Origin of the sequence: Castellaniella defragrans 65Phen (genome assembly GCF_000612685.1) — a bacterium.
Classification (GTDB): Bacteria; Pseudomonadota; Gammaproteobacteria; order Burkholderiales; family Burkholderiaceae_B; genus Castellaniella; species Castellaniella defragrans.
In genome coordinates this window covers 3728305-3748578 of sequence record NZ_HG916765.1, presented here as the reverse complement: position 1 = coordinate 3748578, position 20274 = coordinate 3728305, and the positions used below count along the sequence as shown (strand labels likewise).

The following is a 20274-nucleotide window of genomic DNA, read 5'->3' as shown; positions in this document are numbered from 1 at the left end:
GGACGACATACGCTGCTTTTCTACCGGAAATGCGCTTGAATACTGGGTTTTGGCGAGGTTCCAGGGTAAACGTAGATCCAGATAAAGATTGACCTGGGCCGTGCCGCATTTTTATAATGCGGTGGCCGGTTCACGATCCGGGAAAATGGTAAGACCAATAAGCCGTCCATCAGAAACCGGTCCCCGGAAACCGGCAAGCAATGGATCGGACATCGATGAACCGGCCGTCGATCGAATCCCCCCGAATCTCCTCGCATCCCTTCGGCTTCTTCTCGCCATGCGCCTTTCCGACCGACTCGCGGAACAGCTCCGGTCCCTGATCGACGAACAGGGACTGCGGCCCGGCGACCGCCTGCCGGCCGAACGCCGGCTGGCCGAGGCGCTGGGGGCTTCGCGGCCCTCGGTGCGCGAGGCCATCCGCCAGCTGGCCAGCCAGGGGCTGCTGCGCAGCCGGCAGGGCGGCGGTACCTACGTCCAGGCGCGCGAGTCCGCCGCCGACGACTGGCCCGACAGGCACCTGGTGCGGCCGCTCGATGAGCTGGTGTCCGACGACCCCGAATACCGCTACGACGTGCTGGAGGCCCGCCATGCGCTGGAAGGCGGCACCGCCTGGCATGCCGCGCTGCGCGCCACGGCGGAGGACCGCCGGGCGATCCAGCGCTGCTTCGAGGACATCGTGCGTTTCCAGAGCAGCGGCGATCCCGCCCTGTCGGCGCGCGCCGACGCCCGCTTCCACCTGGCCATCGCCGAGGCCTCCCACAACGCGGTGCTGCTGCAGATGATGCGCGGCGTATTCGAGCTGCTGCGGTCCACCGTCACGGAAAACCGCCAGCGCATGTACCTGATCCAGCATACCCAGGATCAGCTGACGGCCCAGCACCAGGCGCTGATGGAAGCCATCCTGCGCGGTGACGCCGAAGCCGCCCGGACGACCGTCTGGCGGCACCTGGAGTTCGTGCACGGCAGCGTGCGCAAGCTCGACGAAGACGAGGCGCGGCGCGCCCGTTCATCCCGTTTGCCCCCTTTCTCTCTCACATCATGATCATTTCCGCCTCCACCGATTACCGCGAAGCCGCCCGGCGCCGCCTGCCCCCCTTCCTGTTCCATTACGGCGACGGCGGGGCGTATGCCGAATACACGCTGCGGCACAACGTCAGCGACCTGTCGGGCGTGGCGCTGCGCCAGCGGGTGCTCAACGACATGTCGCAGCTGGACCTGTCCACGCGGCTGTTCGACGAGACCTTGTCCATGCCGGTGGCCCTGGCGCCGGTGGGCCTGACCGGCATGTACGCCCGCCGCGGCGAGGTCCAGGCGGCGCGGGCGGCGGACCGCAAGGGCATCCCCTGCACCCTGTCCACCGTGTCGGTCTGCCCCATCGAGGAGGTCGCGCCCGCCATCAGCCGGCCCCTGTGGTTCCAGCTCTACGTCCTGAAGGACCGCGGCTTCATGAAGAGCGTGCTGGAGCGCGCCCGGGCGGCCGGGGTGTCGACGCTGGTGTTCACCGTGGACATGCCGGTGCCGGGCGCGCGCTACCGCGACGCCCATGCCGGGATGAGCGGCCCGTGCGCCGCCCTGCGCCGCTACGTCCAGGCCGTCCTGCACCCGCGCTGGGCCTGGGACGTGGGCCTGCGGGGCCGGCCGCACGACCTGGGCAATGTGTCCAGGTACCTGGGCAAGCCCACCGGCCTGGAGGACTACATCGGCTGGCTGGGGGCCAATTTCGATCCTTCGATCTCCTGGAAGGACCTGCAGTGGATCCGCGACTTCTGGCAGGGGCCGATGGTCATCAAGGGCATCCTGGATCCGGACGACGCGCGCGACGCCGTGCGTTTCGGCGCCGACGGCATCGTGGTGTCCAACCACGGCGGGCGGCAGCTCGACGGGGTGCTGTCCACCGCCCGCGCGCTGCCCGCGATCGCCGACGCGGTCAAGGGCCGGATCACCCTGCTGGCGGATTCGGGCGTGCGCACCGGCCTGGACGTGGTGCGCATGCTGGCGCTGGGCGCCGACGGCGTGCTGCTGGGCCGCGCCTGGCTGTACGCCCTGGCCGTGGGCGGCGAGGCGGGCGTCGCCAATCTGCTGGACCTGATCGAAAAGGAAATGCGCGTGGCCATGACCCTGACCGGCGCGCGCACCATCGCCGACATCACGCCGGATCTGCTGGTGCGCGCCTGAAACCGTACCGCGTGGGCCCGACCGCTTGCCGCCTGCGCGGCGTGGGGGCCTTCTTTTTGCCGCCGGGCCGTCCCAAGGCAAGAAGCGCCCCCCTTTTGGGGTCCTAGATAGGCTCGTCCAGCCCGAACTGCACCTGCTCGGCGGCGCGCAGCAGGGCGCGGGCCTTGGCCTCGGTTTCCTGCCATTCCTTTTCGGGGTCCGAATCGGCGACGATGCCGGCGGCGGCCTGCACGTACAGCATGCCGTCGCGGATGATGCCGGTGCGGATGGCGATGGCCAGGTCCATCTCGCCGCCGTAGCTCATGTAGCCGGCGGCGCCGCCGTAGATGCCGCGGCGCACGGGTTCCAGCTCGTCGATGATTTCCATGGCACGGACCTTGGGCGCGCCGGTGAGCGTGCCGGCGGGGAAGGTCGCGCGCAGCACGTCGATGTTGCTCATGCCGTCGTTCAGCTCGCCGCGCACGTTGGACACCAGGTGCATGACGTGGGAATAGCGCTCGATGGCCATGGTGTCGGTGACTTCGACCGTGCCGGGCTTGGACACGCGGCCGATGTCGTTGCGCGCCAGATCGATGAGCATGACGTGCTCGGCGCGCTCCTTCGGGTCGGCCAGCAGTTCCTGCTCCAGGCGCAGGTCCTCGTCCTGCGTGGCGCCGCGCTTGCGCGTGCCGGCCAGGGGACGGATGGTGACCATCTCGCGGGCGCGGCCGTTCTCGAACTCGCGGTCCTGGCGCACCAGGATCTCCGGCGAGGCGCCCACGACGTGGAAGGTGTCGAAGTTCCAGTAGTACATGTAGGGCGAGGGATTCAGCGACCGCAGCGCCCGGTACAGCGACAGCGGCGAGTCGCGGAAGGGCTTGGCGATCACCTGGCCGATCTGCACCTGCATCAGGTCGCCGGCGGCGATGTAGTCCTTGGCCTTGCGCACGGCAGCCAGGTAGTCGTCCTTCTTGAAGTCGCGCTCCGTGGGCGTCTGCATGCTGGCGTAGGCATAGGGGATGACCACGGGCGTGCGCAGCTTCTCGCGCAGGGCCTTCAGGCGGCGGCGCGCCAGGGCGTAGGCTTCCGGCTGCTGGGGGTCGGCGTAGACGATCAGGTAGGTGCGGCCGGCCAGGTTGTCCACGATGACCAGTTCGTCGATCTGCAGCAGCATGATGTCGGGCGTGCCCGGCTGCTGGCCGGTCGGGCGCGGCTTGACGCAGGGGCCCAGGCGCGGCTCGATGTGGCGCACGGTGTCGTAGCCGAAATAGCCCGCCAGGCCGCCGGCGAAGCGCGGCATGCCCGGGCGCAGGGCCACGCGGAAGCGTTTCTGGAAGGCTTCGATGAAGGCCAGGGGATCGCCTTCGTGGGTTTCCACGACCTGGCCGCGGGTGACGACCTCGGTGGTGGTGCCGGTGGCGCGGATCAGGGTCCTGGCCGGCAGGCCGATGAAGGAATAGCGGCCGAAGCGTTCGCCCCCCACCACCGATTCCAGCAGGCAGCTGTTGCGCCCGGCTTCCGGTCCCGCATGGGCCAGCTTCAGGTAGATCGCCAGGGGCGTGTCCAGGTCGGCGTAGGTTTCCGCGATCAGCGGAATCCGGTTGTAGCCTTGGGCGGCCAGTGCGTTGAATTCGATTTCCGTCATGGGGGTCTCTGGGTGGGGGTATGGACCGGGACAGAATTGAAACAGCCCGGCCGATCAAGGGTCCGGGCTGCAGGTGGGCGCCACGGGTAGCCCCGCGCGCCGGGTGACCATCATTACCCGGAACGAGAACACCACCAGCGCCAATAGGCGCCGGCGGTGATCGGGTAATAACGGATGATGTTCATGCGTGTTCGGTGTGCGAAGTCGCATCGGCGGCCCACTGGGCGGCCGCGACGATGGAATCAACTATAGCATCCACCGGCAGGCTCTGCACGGGACGGCCTTCGTTGTAGCCGTAGGGCAGGGCCAGCACGCGCATGCCGGCGGCGTTGGCGGCCAGGGCGTCGTTGATCGAGTCGCCGATGAACAGGGCCTGGGCGGGCACGATGCCGAGCAGGTCGCAGGCGTGGAACAGCGGCATGGGATCGGGCTTCTTGCGCTCGCAGGTATCGCCGCAGACCACCGCGTCGAAATAGCCGTCCAGGCCCATCTGGCGCAGCAGGGGAGCGGTGAATTCGGTGCCTTTGTTGGTGACCACGGCCAAGCGGGAGCCCTGGGCGCGGAAGGCCTGCAGGCCCGCCACCACGCCGGGATACACGCGGCTGCGCTGGCCGTTCAGGGCGCGGTAGTGGTCCTGGTAGCGCGCCAGGCCGCGCATGACCATGTCCACGCTGGCGGGACGGCCGTCGTGGCCCAGGGTGCGGATGACCAGCTGCTCCACGCCCTTGCCGACGTAGGTGGCGATGACGTCCTCGGCGATCGGCGCCAGGCCCATGTCCTGGCGCATGGCGTTGGCGGCGTCCGCCAGATCGGGGATGGTGTCCAGCAGGGTCCCATCCAGGTCGAACAGAATTCCGGGAAATTGCATGGTGTCGCGCGCTGGGGAAAGCGGCCGTGCCGGATCGGCGGCCAGGTGAATCATGAGAGCGTCGGGGCGCGTGTGGACGCCCGGGCATCGGCGGGCGTCATCGTATCATCACCAGGAAGAATATGCCGCCCCTGTTTGGTTACGAACCCTGTGCGCCGGCCACGCGGCGCCGGGCGTCTCCCTGGGCGATGCCCTCGCGCAGGGCGGCGATCACGCGCGGGTAGTCGGGTTGGCCGAACACGGCCGAGCCGGCCACGAAGGCATCGGCCCCGGCGGCGCGGATGTCGGCGATGTTGTCGGCCTTGACGCCGCCGTCGACTTCCAGGTCGATGGCCTGGCCGCCCCGGTCCCGCCAGCGGTCGATGCGGGCGCGCGCCTGGGCGAGCTTGTCCAGCGTATGCGGGATGAAGGACTGGCCGCCGAATCCCGGGTTCACCGACATCAGCAGCACCAGGTCGAGGCGCTCCATGACGTGGTCCAGCCATTCCAGCGGCGTGGCCGGGTTGAACACCAGCCCGGCGCGGCAGCCGTGGTCGCGGATCAGGGCCAGGGTGCGGTCCACGTGGCGCGAGGCTTCGGGGTGGAAGCTGATGATGTCCGCGCCGGCCTTGGCGAAGGCGGGCACGAGCGCGTCCACGGGCTCGACCATCAGGTGCACGTCGATGGGAGCGGTGGTGTGCGGGCGCAGGGCGGCGCACACCATGGGGCCCATGGTCAGGTTCGGGACGTAGTGGTTGTCCATGACGTCGAAATGGATCCAGTCGGCGCCGGCGGCCACCACCGCGGCGACTTCCTCGCCCAGGCGGGCGAAGTCGGCGGACAGCAGGCTGGGGGCGATGCGGGCGGCGGGCAGTTCGGTCATGGCGGGGGAGGGTCCGGATATGTCATGATGACGGTTTTGCAGCCTTCATTTTAGTGCACCCCCGGGTGCCGCAATCCGGAATGAAAATCCACTGGTTGTCCGCTGCCGCGCTGGTCGTCCTGAGCGCCTGTTCCACGGTGCCGCCCGAAGAACCGGCGCCGGGCGGCGAGGCCGGCGCCCCGGTTTCGGTCGAGCAGCCCCTGGTCGTCCCGCCGCTCTCGGCCCTGCCGGAAACGCCGGTGCGGCCCCTGCAGGGACGCTACACGGCGGTTTCCTGGGACGGCGTGCCGGGCTGGGGGGGCGACGACCTGAACCACGTCTGGAAGGCGCTGCTGAATGATTGCCGCGGCCTGATGCGGCCCGTGGCGGGCTCGCTCGCGCTGCCGGCGCGCGCGGCGCCCCGGGCCTGGCAGCCGGTCTGCCAGGCGGCGGTGCAATCCGGCCTGGGGACCGAGGCCGGCGGCCCGGCGGTGCGCCGGTTCCTGCAGGACCACCTGCGGCCCTGGCGGCTGGACGACGCTTCCGGGCAGGCCGCCAGCGGCACGGTGACGGGCTATTACGAGCCCCTCATCCGGGCCTCGCGCACGCGCGGGGGCGCCTACCAGTGGCCGCTCTACGCCACGCCCGACGACCTGCTGACCATCGACCTCGGCTCGGTCTATCCGGAACTGGCCGGCAAGCGGGTGCGCGGCAAGCTCGACGGGCGCCGCGTGGTGCCCTACGACACGCGCGCCCAGATCGCCTCCGACCCGGCCCGGCAGCCGGCCGTGATCGTCTGGGCGGACGACCCGGTCGAGGCCTTCTTCCTGCAGATCCAGGGCTCGGGGCGCGCCATTTTGCCCGATGGCGGGGTGCTGCGGCTGGCCTACGCCGACCACAACGGCCGGCCCTACGTCTCCATCGGCCAATGGCTGGCCCGGCAGGGCGAGATGCCGCTGGCCCAGACGTCGATGCAGAACATCAAGGCCTGGGCGCGCGCGCATCCCGAGCGCGTGCCGGAGCTGCTGAACGTGAACCCGGCCATGGTGTTCTTCCGCGAGGAGCCCATCGTCGATCCGGAGCTCGGCCCCCGGGGCGCCTACGGGGTGCCGCTGCTGCCGCGGCGCGCGATCGCGGTCGATCCGGCCTACGTGCCGCTGGGCACGCCGGTCTTCCTCGAAGCCGGCCCCCAGGGCGGGGCCGAGCCGCTGCGCCGGCTGGTGTTCGCCCAGGACACGGGCGCGGCGATCAAGGGCGCGGCCCGGGCCGACTTCTATTGGGGCACGGGCGACGAGGCCGGCGCGCGCGCCGGCCGCATGAAGCAGTCCGGCCGGATGTGGCTGCTGTGGCCGGCGCGCGCCGGGGCGCCGTCGGCGCGCTGAGCCGGCCTGGCGGCCGGCCTGTGAAACCCGTTTTCCTTGGCGTGCCGCAACGCGCGCCGCGCCGCCGCGCGGTAAGATGACCGGATGAAGACTCAGGAACCCATACTCGTCTGCGGCAGCGGCATCGCCGGCCTGGCCTGCGCGCTGGGGCTGGCCCGGGCGGGCCTGCCCGCCGCCCTGCTGGGGCCGCGCCAGAGCCCTGCCGTGCGCGCGGCCGACGACTACCATCCGCGCGTCTATGCGATTTCGCCGGCCAGCCGCGAGCTGCTCGACCGGCTCGGCGCCTGGCCGCTGATGGATGCGCGCCGCATCACCGCCGTCGAGGCCATGGAAGTCCATGGCGACGCCGACGGCCGCCTGGACCTGTCCGCCTGGCAGGACGCGCGCGACACCCTGGCCTGGATCGTCGAGGCCGGCGAGATGGAGCGTGCGCTCCACCAGGCCGTGCGGGTCATGGGGATCGCCTGGCACGAGGACCGCTTCGAGCGCCTGGAGACCCGCGGCCTGGGCGTGCGCGTCACGACCGCGCAGGGCCGTGTGCTGGACGCGGCCCTGCTGGTGGGCGCGGACGGCGCGCGGTCGCCGGTGCGGCTGGCGGCCGGCATCGAGCATCACTACACGCCGTACGGCGACATGGGCGTGGTCGCGCACCTGGACATCGGCCTGCCGCACCAGAACCGCGCCTGCCAGTGGTTCACCGGCGACAGCGTGTTCGCCCTGCTGCCCATGCCGGACACGGCCGACGGTCCGCAGGCGTCCCTGGTGTGGTCGATGCACGAAGGCCGGGCGCGCGAATGGCTGGCGCTGGACGCCGACGCCCAGCAGGCGTTCTTCGCCGCGCATGCGCGGGCCATCACGGGCGATCGCCTGGGGCCGCTGCGCCTGCGCACGCGCCCCCAGGGCTTTCCGCTGACGCTCGAACGCAGCGCCATGATCGCCCCGGGCGTCGCCCTGGTGGGCGATGCCGCGCACCGCGTCCACCCGCTTGCCGGGCAGGGCCTGAACCTGGGCCTGGGCGACGTGCGGGACCTGCTGGACGTCCTGCGCACGCGCGAACCCCAGCGCGCGCCGGGCGACCCGCGGATCCTGGCGCGCTACCGCCGCCGCCGGGCCGAGCCCGTCTGCGCCATGGGCCTGGTCACCGACGGCCTGCACCGGCTGTTCGGCACGTCCAACGCCCCGGTGGCCTGGGCCCGCAACCAGGGCATGCGTCTCGTCGATGGCCTGCCTTTCCTGAAACGCCGCCTGATCCGGGCGGCCGCCGGCGACTAGGGTCTGTCCGGTACGCACAGTCCCCTGGACGCCGGCCCGTTTTTCCATTGAGGTCCTATTCCATGAAATACTCCCTGAGCCTGGCCGCGCTGCTGCTGTGCGGCAGCCTGTCCGCCCTGGCGCAGCCCTCCGGCGACCAGGTCCTGAGCACCCGGCCGCCCTCCGATCAGGCCGCGCCGGCCACGCCGGTCACGCCGGCCGAACCGGCCGCGCGCGGCGGCGCGGCGGACAAGGTCCTGTCCACCGCGCCCGCCCAGGCCGTCAGCCGCGCCTTCGAGCAGCGCTTTCCCGGCATCCACGTGGATGCCGTGCGGGTGACGCCCATGAACGGGATCTTCGAGGTCCAGGTGGGCCTGGACCTGCTGTACACCGACGCCCAGGTGGACTACGTGCTGCAGGGCTCGATGATCGATGCCCATGCGCGCCGCGACCTGACGGCCGAGCGGCTCGAAGCCCTGCAGCAGGTGGCCTTCGACAGCCTGCCGCTGGACCACGCGATCAAGCAGGTCAAGGGCACCGGCGCGCGCCAGGTCGCCGTGTTCGAGGATCCCAACTGCGGCTACTGCAAGCAGCTGCACCGGACGCTGGAAGACGTGGACGACGTCACGGTCTACACCTTCCTGTTCCCGATCCTGTCGCCGGACTCCACCACCCGCTCGCGCGACATCTGGTGCGCGGCCGATCCGGCCAAGGCCTGGAAGGCCTGGATGCTGGACGGTACGAACCCCGCCAAGGCCGAATGCGACACGCCGATCCAGGCCAACCTGGCCCTGGGGCGCAAGCTGAACGTGCAGGGCACGCCGGCCCTGTTCTTCGCCGACGGCAGCCGGGTCAACGGCGCGCTGCCGCTGGAAGCGCTGAAGAAGAAGCTGGACGCTCAGTCCTGAAAGCGCCCCCCGCACTGTGAATGAAAGGCGGGGGTGCATCATGCGCAGGGCGCTGGCGGCGCGCCCGACGGCGGTTACTTCAGCAGCGTCCAGGCGCCGTCCTTGACGGTGATGAGTTCGCGGCCGCGCTGGTCGAAGCCGCTGTGGTCCTCGGGGCTCATGGTGTAGACGCCCTGGGTGGCCACCAGTTCGTGCGTCTGCTCCAGGGCGTCGCGCAGGGCGCGGCGGAATTCCGGCGTGCCCGGCCTGGCGGACTTCAGGGCGACGGGGATGGCGTGCTGCAGCAGCAGGCCGGCGTCGTAGACGTTGGCCCCGAAGGTGGCGGGCTTCTCGCCGTATTTCGCCTCGTAGCGCTGGATGTAGTCCTGGGCGATGGGCTTGGACGGATTGCTGTCGGGGATCTCGGGCAGCACGAGCATCAGGCTGGCGGCCAGGATGGTGCCTTCGGCCGACTTGCCGGCGAACTTCAGGAAGGCGGGCAGGGCGGCGCCGTGGGTCTGGTAGAAGCGGCCCTTGTAGCCTTGCTGCGCCAGCGTGGCCTGCGGCAGGGCGGCGGCGCCGCCCGTGCCGGCGACCAGGATGGCGTCGGGCTTGGCCGCCAGCAGCTTCAGGGCCTGCCCGGTGACGGAGCTGTCGGTGCGCTGGTAGCGTTCGACCACGGTCAGATTCAGGCCCTTGTCCTTGGCCATGCGGCTGAAGACCTGGTACCAGTCGTCGCCGTAGGCGTCGGCGAAGCCGATGAAGCCCACGGTCTTGATGCCGCGTGCGACCATGTCCTGCACCAGCGCCTGGGCGATGATCTCGGTGTTCTGGGTGGTCTTGAAGGCCCACTTCTTCTGCTCGGTCATGGGCAGCACCACCGAGGCCGCGCCCACCGGCGCCAGCATCGGCGTGCCGGATTCGGCGGCGAACTGCAGCACGCTCATGGAATTGGGCGATCCGGTGGGGCCGATCAGGGCGTCCACGCGGGCCTCGGTGATCAGCTTCTTGAAGGCCGTGACGGTCTGCGTCGGATCGCTGGCGTCGTCCAGCGTGATGTATTCGATGTTCTGCCCGCCCGCCTGGGTCGGCAGCAGCGGCACCGTGTTCTTCTGGGGGATGCCGACCAGGGCGGTCGGGCCGGTGGCGGACACCACCACGCCGACTTTCACCTGGGCATGGGCGTGGAGCGGAAAGGCCAGGGCCAGGGCGGCAGCCAGGGCGGCACCGGGGATGCGGATGTTCACGGCGGATGTCTCCTGAATGAAGCACGGCCCGCGATTGCGGGCCGTGCACGAATCATGCGTGATTGTAATACTCAGAACTCGGTCCACTCCTCGGTGTCGGCCGAGGCCGGAGCGGGCTTGCCGGGCGCGCGCAGGGCCGGCTTCGCGGCCGCGCGCGGCGCGGGCGCATCGGCCGGGGCGTCGTGGCGGGGCCGGTGCGGCGCGGGACTGACGACCTTTTCCGGCGCCGAGGGAATGCGCGCCGGCTGGGCCGCGCGTGCGGCGCCGGCGCCCGCGGCGGCGGCCTCCGCCTGGGCCGCGCGCGCGCCCGCCTGGGCACCGGCCTGCGCACCGGTCCGGGCGCGCGCATGGGCGCCGCCCTGGGCGCCGGCCGCATCGCTCTGGCTCAGCGTGAAGGTGGCGACCAGGCGCGCCAGGGTGTCGGCCTGCTCCTGCAGGCTGGAAGCCGCGGCGGCGGATTCCTCCACCAGGCTGGCGTTCTGGCGCGTGACGTCGTCCATCTGCGTGACGGCGGCATTGATCTCCTCGATGCCGGTGGTCTGCTCGCGGCTGGCCGCGCTGATCTCGCCCATGATGTCGGTGACGCGGTTGATGCTGTCGACGATGTCCTGCATCGTGGCGCCCGCGCGCGAGGCCTGCTCGTTGCCCTTGGCGGTCGATTCCACCGAGGTGTCGATCAGGCCCTTGATCTCCTTGGCCGCGCCGGCTGAGCGCTGGGCGAGCGCGCGCACCTCGGAGGCCACCACGGCGAAGCCGCGGCCCTGTTCGCCGGCGCGCGCGGCCTCGACCGCGGCGTTGAGCGCCAGGATGTTGGTCTGGAAGGCGATGGAGTCGATCACGCCGATGATGTCGGCGACCTGCTGGGACTTGGTGTTGATCTCGCTCATGGTGGAGACCAGCTCGGCGACGATGGCCCCGCCGTCGGTGGCGGTCTTGGCGGCCGAGGCGGCCAGGGTGTTGGCCTGCTGGGCGTTGTCGGCGTTCTGGCGCACGGTGGCGGTGATTTCTTCCATCGTGGCGGCGGTCTCGGCCAGGGAACTGGCCTGCTGCTCGGTGCGCGAGGACAGGTCCAGGTTGCCGGCGCTGATCTGGCTTGAGGCCGAGGCGATGGCGTCCGAGCCGGTGCGCACCTCGGTCATGGCGCTGCGCAGGTTGCGCGTCATGGTGGCCAGCGCGCTCAGCAGCTGGCCGATCTCGTCGCTGCCGCGGGCGACGACGTCGGCGCTGAGATCGCGGTGCGCCACGGCTTCCGCCAGCTTCACGGCATGCCGCAGCGGATGGGTGACGGACCGCGTCACCCGCCAGGCGAACAGCGGCCCGAGGATCAGGGCCAGCAGCGTGGCCACGGCCAGCACGGTCAGGCCCAGCCGGGTGTCCTGCTCGCTTTCGCCGAACAGGCGGGCGACGACGTTGCTCTGGAACTGGGACAGCTTGTCGATCTCGGCGATGTACTGCGCCGTGATCTTGGGCATTTCCTGGTTGAAGAAGGTATCGGCCTTGGCGTAGTCGCCGTTGTCCAGATCCTTGAAGGCCTGGGTGCGGCCCTGGATGTAGGCCTCGCGGACCCTCATCGCGTTGTCGTACAGCGTCTTGGCCTCGGGGGTGGAGATCATGGTCTCGATCTTCGCCCGGATGTCGGTCGCATTCTGGTCCGAAGTATCCATGCCCTTCTTGAAGACCGCCAGCACGTCCGGATTGGTCAGGTTGGCGGCGGCCAGGGCCTGGTTGGCGTTGACTTCCACCTGGCGGGCCCATTGCAGGATCAGGGCGTTCGCGGTCTGCCGTTCTTCGAGATTGTCGTTGGCCCGCTGGCTGTCGATCATGCGCCAGGCGCCGATGGCCGACATGATGAGCAACAGGATGATGATGAGCCCGAAGCCCAGGGCCAGTCGGGTGCCGATCTTCATATTACGCATGATGTACTCGCGTCATGGCTGGATGTCTCCTGAACCCGCGTTGGCAGCCTTCCGCTGCGGATCGAACGATTGTTTGTGTCCGATTGTACGAAGCTGTTCCGTTTTCAAATCGGCTAACAGCCGCCCGGTGCTGCCACAGTTCGGTCGGAAACGGGCGGAAAGATGCTGCGGGTCAAGAAAATGGCCGGCCTGCGGCCCGCGGTGCGCAGGCCCGGGGCGGTCGGCCCCTGCCCAGGTTTGAGGCTCGTGCTAGAACTCGGTCCATTCCTCGGTGGCGGCCGAGGCCGGAGCGGGCTTGCCGGGCGCGCGCAGGGCCGGCTTCGCGGCCGCGCGCGGCGCGGGCGCATCGGCCGGGGCGTCGTGGCGGGGCCGGTGCGGCGCGGGACTGACGACCTTTTCCGGCGCCGAGGGGAGGCGCGCCGGCTGGGCCGCGCGTGCGGCGCCGGCGCCCGCGGCGGCGGCCTCCGCCTGGGCCGCGCGCGCGCCCGCCTGGGCACCGGCCTGCGCACCGGTCCGGGCGCGCGCATGGGCGCCGCCCTGGGCGCCGGCCGCATCGCTCTGGCTCAGCGTGAAGGTGGCGACCAGGTGCGCCAGGGTGTCGGCCTGCTCCTGCAGGCTGGAAGCCGCGGCGGCCGATTCTTCCACCAGGCTGGCGTTCTGGCGCGTGACGTCGTCCATCTGCGTGACGGCGGCATTGATCTCCTCGATGCCGGTGGTCTGCTCGCGGCTGGCCGCGCTGATCTCGCCCATGATGTCGGTGACGCGGTTGATGCTGTCGACGATGTCCTGCATCGTGGCCCCGGCGCGCGAGGCCTGCTCGTTGCCCTTGGCGGTCGATTCCACCGAGGTGTCGATCAGGCCCTTGATCTCCTTGGCCGCGCCGGCCGAGCGCTGGGCCAGCGCGCGCACCTCGGAGGCCACCACGGCGAAGCCGCGGCCCTGTTCGCCGGCGCGCGCGGCCTCGACCGCGGCGTTGAGCGCCAGGATGTTGGTCTGGAAGGCGATGGAGTCGATCACGCCGATGATGTCGGCGACCTGCTGGGACTTGGTGTTGATCTCGCTCATGGTGGAGACCAGCTCGGCGACGATGGCCCCGCCGTCGGTGGCGGTCTTGGCGGCCGAGGCGGCCAGGGTGTTGGCCTGCTGGGCGTTGTCGGCGTTCTGGCGTACGGTGGCGGTGATTTCCTCCATCGTGGCGGCGGTCTCGGCCAGGGAACTGGCCTGCTGCTCGGTGCGCGAGGACAGGTCCAGGTTGCCGGCGCTGATCTGGCTTGAGGCCGAGGCGATGGCGTCCGAGCCGGTGCGCACCTCGGTCATGGCGCCGCGCAGGTTGCGCGTCATGGTGGCCAGCGCGCTCAGCAGCTGGCCGATTTCGTTGGCCGAATCCACGTGGATTTCATGGCTGAGGTCGCGCTGCGCGATGGCCTCGGCGGCCGCGACCGCGCGGCGCAGCGGCCCGGTGATGGCGCGCATGACGCGCCAGGCGAACAGGGGGCCGAGGATCAGGGCCAGGATCGTGGCCAGCGCGAGGATGCGTTCGCTCAGCACGGCCTGGTCCGCCGCCCGCCGCTGGGCGTGGTCCACCTGCTCCTGCTGGTAGCTGCGCAGGGCCTCGATGCTGGCGAGATAGGTCCGGTTGATCTCCGGCAGCCGTTCACGGACGACGTCGAGGGCGGCCGTGGCCTGGCGGGCGTCCAGCGCCTTGTAGATGGTGTCCAGGGTGTTCAGGTAGCTGGCGCGCTGGTCCATGATGTGCTGGAAGAGGCGGCGCGATTCAGGCACGGTGAACAGGGCGTCCGCCTGCCGCGTGTAGTCCGCGATCCGCGCCGTCGCGCCGTCGATGCCCTGCTTGAAGTACCCGATCATCTTCGGATCCGAGGCCAGGGCGTAGGCCATGACCTGGTTGGCCCGGACGTCCACGTCCCGGGTCCATTGGTCCATCAGCTGGCTGGCCTGCTGGCGCTGGCCGACTTCAGCGGCGATCGATTGGGCGTTGAATGCGTTCCAGATGCCGATCAGCGCCAGGATCAGCGCCAGGAACAGGATGAAGCCGAAAGCCGCGGCGAGCCGCGTGCTGATCTTGAGGTTTTTCATGAGGGTTCGGCGGCGTACGCCGTGTGGGGAAGGATACCCTCAATGTTAGGGAAAACCCTGGGCTCATGATCGATACAGCAGCGGGCAATAGCCGCCCCAGTATTTCGTTTATCGCCGCTTAACCCCTTTGTTCATGCGGGAATCGCATGGGAATCGCTCCAGGCTTCAGGTGGCCGTCAGGCGGTAGGCGTCGGTGCCCAGGCGCGATATGCCGCGGGCGGCGAAGTGCGGCTCCTGGTCGAGGATGTCGCGGTGCTCCAGCCGTTCGATGCGCCAGCGCTCGCCGTAGAGCGCGCGGACCTCGGATTCCGGCACGGAAAACGGCGGGCCGTCCATTTCCGCCTGCGGGTAGTCCAGGGTCAGCAGCAGCGTGCGGCAGCCGGCGGGCAGCTGGTCGTAGACGTGGCGCACGTAGCGCGTGCGCAATGCCGGCGGCAGGGCGATCAGGGCGGCACGGTCGTAGCAGGCCGCGCAGCCGGCCAGGGTGGCCGCATCCAGGCCGAAGATGTCGCCGCACAGGAACTCGATCGATCCGGCGCGGTACAGCGTGCCCCGCGGCGTGGTGCGGATGTCGGGCCGCAGCGCGTGTTCCTCGAAGAACTGCCCGACGGCGATCGGCGACAGTTCCACGGCGAGCACGGCGTGGCCTTGTTCCGCCAGCCAGGCGACATCCAGGGACTTGCCCGCCAGGGGCACCAGCACCCGGCTGCCGGCCGGCAGGCCGAGCCCGGGCCAGTGCTTCTGCAGCAGCGGCATGACGCGCGATTGATGGAAGCCGGTCTGCCCGTGCTCCCAGCGTTGCAGCCAGAAATCCGTATCCATGTCTCATGTTCCATCCGGAAACCGCAAGTCCCCAGTGTAGCGGTTCCTGGATGGTTCCCTGGGTGGCGGTCAGAAGTGGTATTCGACCTGCAGCGTGGGCGCGGTCGTCAGGATGCCGTCCTTCTTCGCGCCGTTGCCGAAGTAGCGGTTGCCGAACTTGTTGTGCCAGTATTCATAGCCGACCCCGACCCATAGCGTGTTCTTCTTGTCGAACATCATCTGTCCGACGTCGGCCATGAGCGAAGCCCGCACCAGGATTTCCGGCTCGGTTGCCACATCGGCGTAGTCGCGGCCCTTCTTGCTGTTGTAATTCGCAAAGCCCTGGAATTTCAGGGGGACCCGTCCGGCCTGGAACGGCAGACCCCAGGCCAGGCTCACGATCCATTGCGGATCGAATGCGACGTTGGCCTCGGGGCAGGCCGGGGCGCCCAGGCCGCAATGGTTCCATTCCTTGCCCCAGAGAAGGCTCAGGTCGACAAAGCCTTTGGGCACGTCGAATTTGAGCGTCGGGCCGAGCACCAGCAGGCGCTTGCGGGGAGCGAACGCCGTGCTTTTCGTGCTCAGGTCGAAGCCCGCCGTCAAGGCGACGTCCTTGACGGGACCGAAGGCCAGGTCCCGATCGAAGACCTTGTCCAGGAGCAACTGGTGCCGGTAGGTCAGGTAGGCCTCGGTCGCGCCTCCCGTGCTGCTTTCGTTGCGCGAGCCGCCGTTCGTCGGGTCGTTGCTGCTGGATTGCAGGATGTCGATGTTCAGGAAGTTCTGTCCGTAGTCGTAGCCGCTGGCGTGGGTGAAGGACAGGATGTTCTTCGTGATGGTTTCCGGATTCGTGGGTTCCGTGTACGACGGGCTGTAGCGGTAGCCGACGAAGTTGTCGCTCCAGTTGGCGGCGTGGGCGGTGCCCGCGGATACGCTCAGTCCGAGGCAGGTGGCGGCCAGCAGGCGCAGCGGCTGTTTTTGCATAGTGTCTCCAGTGCTATTGTTTTCGAGAGGGATGGCGGCGGATGTTCCGCGATGCCGCGCGCCTGATGCGGCGCCCCGCTAACGTAACGAAGTGTTGGCCTCATGGGCATGCCGGGATCCTGATAGTGCGAATATGGGTTTTGCGATACATACCGGCGGGCGGGGGCCGGCGGCGGGAGGGGACGGGAAATCCCTGTGTCATGACGACACAGGCCCATACATCGGGAAACTTGAAATGCCCCGCCTCCGCCGCGATCATGAAGCGGTCGATCACGTCATGCAGGAGTACAGGATGAGCCAGCTGATGAAAGGCTTTCTAGCCGCGTCCGTTATCGCGTTGGGCTTGGCGGGTCCTTTGGCGGTGCCCCGGACGGCGGGCGCGCAGACGGCCTACGAGGCCGTGGACCAGCCGACCGACGAGCAGCTGCAGCGTTATGCGGCCGCCGTGCGCAAGGTCAGCGCCGTGGCGGCGGAATATCAGCCCAAGCTCGAGGCCGCCCAGGACGAGCCGGCCAAGCAGGCGGTCCGCGTCGAGGCCGACCAGAAGATGGTGGACCAGGTCGAAGCGGGTGGCATGAGCGTCGCCGAATACAACGGCATCAGCCGCGCCGTGCGCGAGAATCCCGAACTGCGCCAGAAGGTCGAGCGCATGGTCGGCCAGTGACGGCGATGCGCCGGGTCCGTCCGGCCCCGGAGCCGATCCGCCCGGCGGCCGGAGGCGCGGGGTCGGCGGGGATGCCGTCCGCCGGCTCCAGGATCGCGCGAGCGTTCCGCCCGGGCGGAATCAGTTTTTTTCGGACCAGAACACGCCGCCGGTGGCCCAACGGTCCTTGCTGATCTCCGTCAGGATGATGTCCACCGATTCCGGCGCGCAGCCCAGGACTTCGCAGGTGCGTTCGGTCAGGGCACGGACGAGTTCGCGTTTCTTTTCGGGGGTGCGGCCCTCGAACAATTCGATGTGCATGGTCGGCATGGCGTGGCTCCGGTGAAGTGAGGAGAGGGAGGCTAGCATAATCCGCCTCCCGCCTCCCGCCTCCCGCCTCCCCAGCCACGGCCACGGCCACGGCCACGGCCACGGCCACGGCCCGCACCCGGCCGCTTCCTCTCCTTCCTCCTCCCCCGGACGACCGCTTTCCCCCGCCGGCGGCATCGGTATTTACCCTTGATATGTTGTAAATATATTTATTGGATATTAGACTGGTGCCAACGCGCATGCCTGGAGGGCCGTCGCGTATTCCATATCCAAGGGGGAGACCATGAAGAAAATGTTTCGCAGCCTGGCCGTGGCGGCCTTCACGATGTGCGCGATGGGCGCCGCCTCGGCGGCCGACGTGACCTGGCGCGTACCGACCTCGGTGCCCGAGGGTTCGCCCTTCTACCAGAATTTCCTGGAGCGCTTCGCCGCCAACGTCAAGACCCTGACGGCGGGCCGGGTCGAGATCCAGCCCTTCGGCGCCGGGGTCATCGTGCCGGCCCTGAAGGTGTTCGACGCGGTGCGCGACGGCGTGGTCGAGGCGGGCCATTCCACCTCCAGCTACCTGGTCAACCAGGACCCGCAGAACGCCATTTTCTCGGGCTTCCCCGGCGGCATGGGGCCGGACGCCTACAAGGCCTGGCTGTACCAGGGCGGCGGCAAGGAAAGGCTGGAAAAGCTGCGCGCCGGCCAGGGCCTGAAGACCATGATCGTCGGCATCGGATCTTCCGAGATCCTGGCGCATGCCAACAAGCCCATCCGCGGCGCGGAAGACCTCAAGGGCCTGAAATACCGCACCTCCGGCCCCTGGGCGGAAGTGATGCGCGACTATTTCGGCGCCGTGCCGACCGTGGTGCCGCCGGGTGAGACCTACACGCTGCTGCAGCGCAAGGGCGTGGACGCCGTGGAATGGGCGCCGCCGTCGGCCAACATGCCGGAAGGCTTCCACCAGGCCGCCAAGTACATTGTCGTGCCGGGCGTGCACCAGCCGACCTTCATGTGGGAAGTGGTCGTGAAGCAGGACACCTGGGACAAGGTGCCCGCGGAACTGAAGCCGCTGATCGAGGCCGCCGCCCACCTGACCACCGAGCAGAGCCTGGACTATTTCTATGACGCGGACATGAAGGCCATGGAAAAGTACCGCAGCGGCCGCAACGAGATCATCACGCTCAGTCCCGAGTTCGTGAAGCAGCTGTCCGACGCGGGCTACGACTGGATGCACAAGACGGCCGAGGCGCAGAAGGCCGCCGGCAAGCCGGACATGGCCGAGGTGCTGGCCGAATACGAGGCCTATCACAAGCGCTGGAAGGCCGAGAGCGGCTACCTGATCCGCGATTGATCCGCGGCCGATCCGCGACTGCACCCAGCGAGGCCGAGATGCTCGATGTCCTGACCCGATTTGCGAACGGCGTGTCCTGGTGCGCCTCCCAGCTGGCCAGCGTGGCGGCGGCCGTCCTGACCGTGGCCATGGTCTACGAGGTGGCCGCCCGCTACGTGTTCGACGCGCCCACGGCCTGGGCCTTCGACATCGCCTACATGGCCAATGGCGCCGTCTTCCTGCTGGGCGTGGCCTACGTCCTGCGGGAAGACGCCCACATCCGCATCGACGTGCTGCGCAACCGCCTGCCCGTCCGCTTCAACCGCGGAGTCCAGGGCATCGCCTACCTGCTGATCCTGGCGCCGTTCTTCGGGATGCTGTCCTGGATCGCCGTATCGCACACCTGGCGGGCCTGGGTGCTGCACGAGGTGGAGACGGTCAGCCCCTGGGCGCCGCTGATGTGGCCGTTCTATCTGTGCATCGCGCTCGGGCTGATCGCCCTGACCCTGCAATTGGCGGTGGGGGGCCTGCAGGCCTTCCGCGGCCTGGATTCCGCCGCCCGGAAGGACCACTGATGAATCCGACCATCGCCGCCCTGATGTTTCCGGGGATGTTCCTGCTCATCTTCCTGGGCATCCCGGTTTCCTTTTCCCTCATCATCCCCGCCGTGATCGCGGGCTGGTTCGCCTTCGGCGACCAGGTGTTCAACCAGCTCTACGGCGGCCTGTATTCGGCCGCCACCAACTACATCCTGTCGGCCATCCCCATGTTCGTGCTCATGGGCGCGATCCTGGAGCGCTCCGGCATCGCCGCGCGGCTGTTCCGCACCATGCAGCTGTGGCTGGGGCGGCTGCCCGGAGGCCTGGCCGTGGCGACCATCGCCATGGGGGCCACGTTCGCCGCCGCCGCCGGCGTGGTGGGCGCGGTCGAGGTCATGGTGGGCCTGATGGCCATTCCGGCCATGCAGCGCTTCCGCTACGACAACTCGCTGATCGCCGGCACCATCTGCGCGGGCGGCTCGCTGGGCACCATGATCCCGCCCTCGGTGGTGGCCGTGGTGTACGCCTCGCTGGCGCAGATCTCCGTGGGCGAGCTGTTCGCCGCCATGCTGTTCCCGGGGCTGGTGATGGTGGGGCTGTTCATCCTGTACATCATCGCCGTCTGCATCCTGGACCCGAAAAAAGGCCCCCGGGCCGACGACCCGGACATGCGCCTGCCGGTGATGGAAAAACTGAAGATCACGTTCAGCGGCCTGCTGCCGACCATGCTGCTGATCGTGGCCGTGCTGGGCTCGCTGATGGCCGGCATCGCCTCGCCCACCGAGGCCGCGGCGGTCGGCGCGATCGGCGCGCTGATCCTGTGCATCTGCTATGGCAGGTTCAGCCTGGGCGTGATGCGGGAATCGCTGGCGATCACGGTGCGGATCTCCGCCATGATCCTGCTGATCGTGGCCGGCGGTATCATGTTCACGGGGATTTTCGCGGCCAATGGCGGCTCGCGCCTGATCCAGGGGCTGATCTCCGACATGGGCCTGGGCCTGCCGGGCACCCTGGTGCTGTTCCTGTTCATCGTGTTCCTGCTGGGCTTCGTGCTGGACTGGACCGCCAACGTGCTGATCTGCGTGCCGCTGTTCCTGCCCGTGCTGACGGCGGCCGGGGTGGATCCGATCTGGTTCGGCACGCTGGTGATCATCGTCATCCAGACCAGCTATCTGACCCCGCCCATGGCGTCCTCGATCTTCTACCTGCTGTCGATCGCGCCGCCGGACATGAAATACGGCCAGGTCTGCAAGGGCGTGGTGCCCTTCATCCTGGTCCAGATCGCCACCCTGGCGCTGGTGGTGCTGTTCCCGGCCCTGGCCACCTGGCTGCCGCAGCGCGTCGTGGGGTTCTGAATCCGACCGCGGGGCCTCGCGC

Annotated in this window: 18 protein-coding genes; 9 read left to right on the top strand and 9 right to left on the bottom strand. The window is 69.2% G+C overall.

Annotated elements, in window-relative coordinates; translation table 11 throughout:
- The first annotated feature begins 277 nt into the window (after nt 1–277).
- Entirely contained in the window at nt 278–1042 is a 765-nt protein-coding gene (gene lldR / locus BN940_RS16735) for a transcriptional regulator LldR (protein WP_043684916.1), read from the top strand.
- A complete protein-coding gene (lldD, locus tag BN940_RS16730) occupies nt 1039–2175 on the top strand; it encodes an FMN-dependent L-lactate dehydrogenase LldD (RefSeq protein ID WP_043684913.1) in 1137 nt (378 codons plus the stop codon). Before lldR ends, lldD begins: the two co-directional genes overlap by 4 nt.
- 103 nt (nt 2176–2278) lie before the next feature.
- On the opposite strand, the gene trpE is transcribed toward lldD, so the two are convergent.
- From trpE to rpe, 3 genes are all read right to left on the bottom strand, one after another.
- Complete coding sequence (trpE, locus tag BN940_RS16725; protein ID WP_043684910.1) at nt 2279–3799, bottom strand: anthranilate synthase component I; 1521 nt, start codon at nt 3797–3799, stop codon at nt 2279–2281.
- A 181-nt stretch (nt 3800–3980) separates the two neighbouring features.
- Nucleotides 3981–4667 carry a phosphoglycolate phosphatase gene (locus BN940_RS16720; RefSeq protein WP_043687898.1) on the bottom strand — a complete coding sequence of 229 codons (687 nt, stop codon included), beginning with the start codon at nt 4665–4667 and terminating at the stop codon, nt 3981–3983.
- Nucleotides 4668–4806: 139 nt separating this feature from the next.
- Nucleotides 4807–5529, bottom strand: coding sequence for a ribulose-phosphate 3-epimerase (gene rpe, locus BN940_RS16715; protein WP_043684906.1), 723 nt, complete (start codon nt 5527–5529; stop codon nt 4807–4809).
- Between the two features lie 80 nt (nt 5530–5609).
- On the opposite strand from rpe, the gene mltA reads away from it, so the two are divergent.
- The 3 genes from mltA to BN940_RS16700 all read left to right on the top strand — a co-directional run bounded on the left by mltA (nt 5610) and on the right by BN940_RS16700 (nt 9049).
- Complete coding sequence (mltA, locus tag BN940_RS16710; RefSeq protein WP_043684904.1) at nt 5610–6890, top strand: murein transglycosylase A; 1281 nt, start codon at nt 5610–5612, stop codon at nt 6888–6890.
- Nucleotides 6891–6974: 84 nt separating this feature from the next.
- Nucleotides 6975–8162 (top strand): FAD-dependent monooxygenase, encoded by a 1188-nt coding sequence (locus tag BN940_RS16705; protein WP_043684901.1) that lies wholly within the window; start codon nt 6975–6977, stop codon nt 8160–8162.
- A gap of 62 nt (nt 8163–8224) precedes the next feature.
- Entirely contained in the window at nt 8225–9049 is an 825-nt protein-coding gene (locus BN940_RS16700; RefSeq protein WP_043684898.1) for a DsbC family protein, read from the top strand.
- Nucleotides 9050–9123: 74 nt separating this feature from the next.
- Here the strand turns inward: BN940_RS16700 and BN940_RS16695 are convergent, their stop codons facing one another.
- The 5 genes from BN940_RS16695 to BN940_RS16675 all read right to left on the bottom strand — a co-directional run bounded on the left by BN940_RS16695 (nt 9124) and on the right by BN940_RS16675 (nt 16067).
- Nucleotides 9124–10275, bottom strand: coding sequence for an ABC transporter substrate-binding protein (locus tag BN940_RS16695; RefSeq protein WP_043684895.1), 1152 nt, complete (start codon nt 10273–10275; stop codon nt 9124–9126).
- 71 nt (nt 10276–10346) lie between these two features.
- Nucleotides 10347–12191 carry a methyl-accepting chemotaxis protein gene (locus BN940_RS20185; RefSeq protein WP_043684892.1) on the bottom strand — a complete coding sequence of 615 codons (1845 nt, stop codon included), beginning with the start codon at nt 12189–12191 and terminating at the stop codon, nt 10347–10349.
- A gap of 249 nt (nt 12192–12440) precedes the next feature.
- Entirely contained in the window at nt 12441–14285 is a 1845-nt protein-coding gene (locus BN940_RS20180; RefSeq protein ID WP_043684889.1) for a methyl-accepting chemotaxis protein, read from the bottom strand.
- Nucleotides 14286–14450: 165 nt separating this feature from the next.
- Nucleotides 14451–15107: a thiopurine S-methyltransferase gene (locus BN940_RS16680; protein WP_043684886.1), complete on the bottom strand. Its 657-nt coding sequence runs from the start codon at nt 15105–15107 to the stop codon at nt 14451–14453.
- Nucleotides 15108–15176: 69 nt separating this feature from the next.
- Nucleotides 15177–16067 carry a hypothetical protein gene (locus tag BN940_RS16675; RefSeq protein WP_043684883.1) on the bottom strand — a complete coding sequence of 297 codons (891 nt, stop codon included), beginning with the start codon at nt 16065–16067 and terminating at the stop codon, nt 15177–15179.
- 361 nt (nt 16068–16428) lie between these two features.
- Between BN940_RS16675 and BN940_RS19295 the strand changes: the two genes are divergently transcribed.
- Nucleotides 16429–16731, top strand: a complete 303-nt coding sequence (locus BN940_RS19295) for a DUF4168 domain-containing protein (RefSeq protein WP_242404334.1) — start codon at nt 16429–16431, stop codon at nt 16729–16731.
- Between the two features lie 120 nt (nt 16732–16851).
- Here BN940_RS19295 and BN940_RS16665 read toward each other — a convergent pair whose 3' ends face one another.
- Complete coding sequence (locus BN940_RS16665) at nt 16852–17079, bottom strand: 4-oxalocrotonate tautomerase (protein WP_084330747.1); 228 nt, start codon at nt 17077–17079, stop codon at nt 16852–16854.
- A 244-nt stretch (nt 17080–17323) separates the two neighbouring features.
- On the opposite strand from BN940_RS16665, the gene dctP reads away from it, so the two are divergent.
- Genes dctP through BN940_RS16650 form a run of 3 tightly spaced genes read left to right on the top strand, consistent with a single transcriptional unit; the run spans nt 17324 to nt 20252 of the window.
- On the top strand, nt 17324–18379 hold the full coding sequence (gene dctP / locus BN940_RS16660) for a TRAP transporter substrate-binding protein DctP (protein ID WP_043684875.1): 1056 nt from the start codon (nt 17324–17326) through the stop codon (nt 18377–18379).
- Between the two features lie 38 nt (nt 18380–18417).
- Nucleotides 18418–18933: a TRAP transporter small permease subunit gene (locus BN940_RS16655; RefSeq protein WP_043684872.1), complete on the top strand. Its 516-nt coding sequence runs from the start codon at nt 18418–18420 to the stop codon at nt 18931–18933.
- Nucleotides 18933–20252, top strand: coding sequence for a TRAP transporter large permease (locus BN940_RS16650; RefSeq protein ID WP_043684869.1), 1320 nt, complete (start codon nt 18933–18935; stop codon nt 20250–20252). Before BN940_RS16655 ends, BN940_RS16650 begins: the two co-directional genes overlap by 1 nt.
- The last annotated feature ends 22 nt before the right edge of the window (nt 20253–20274 follow it).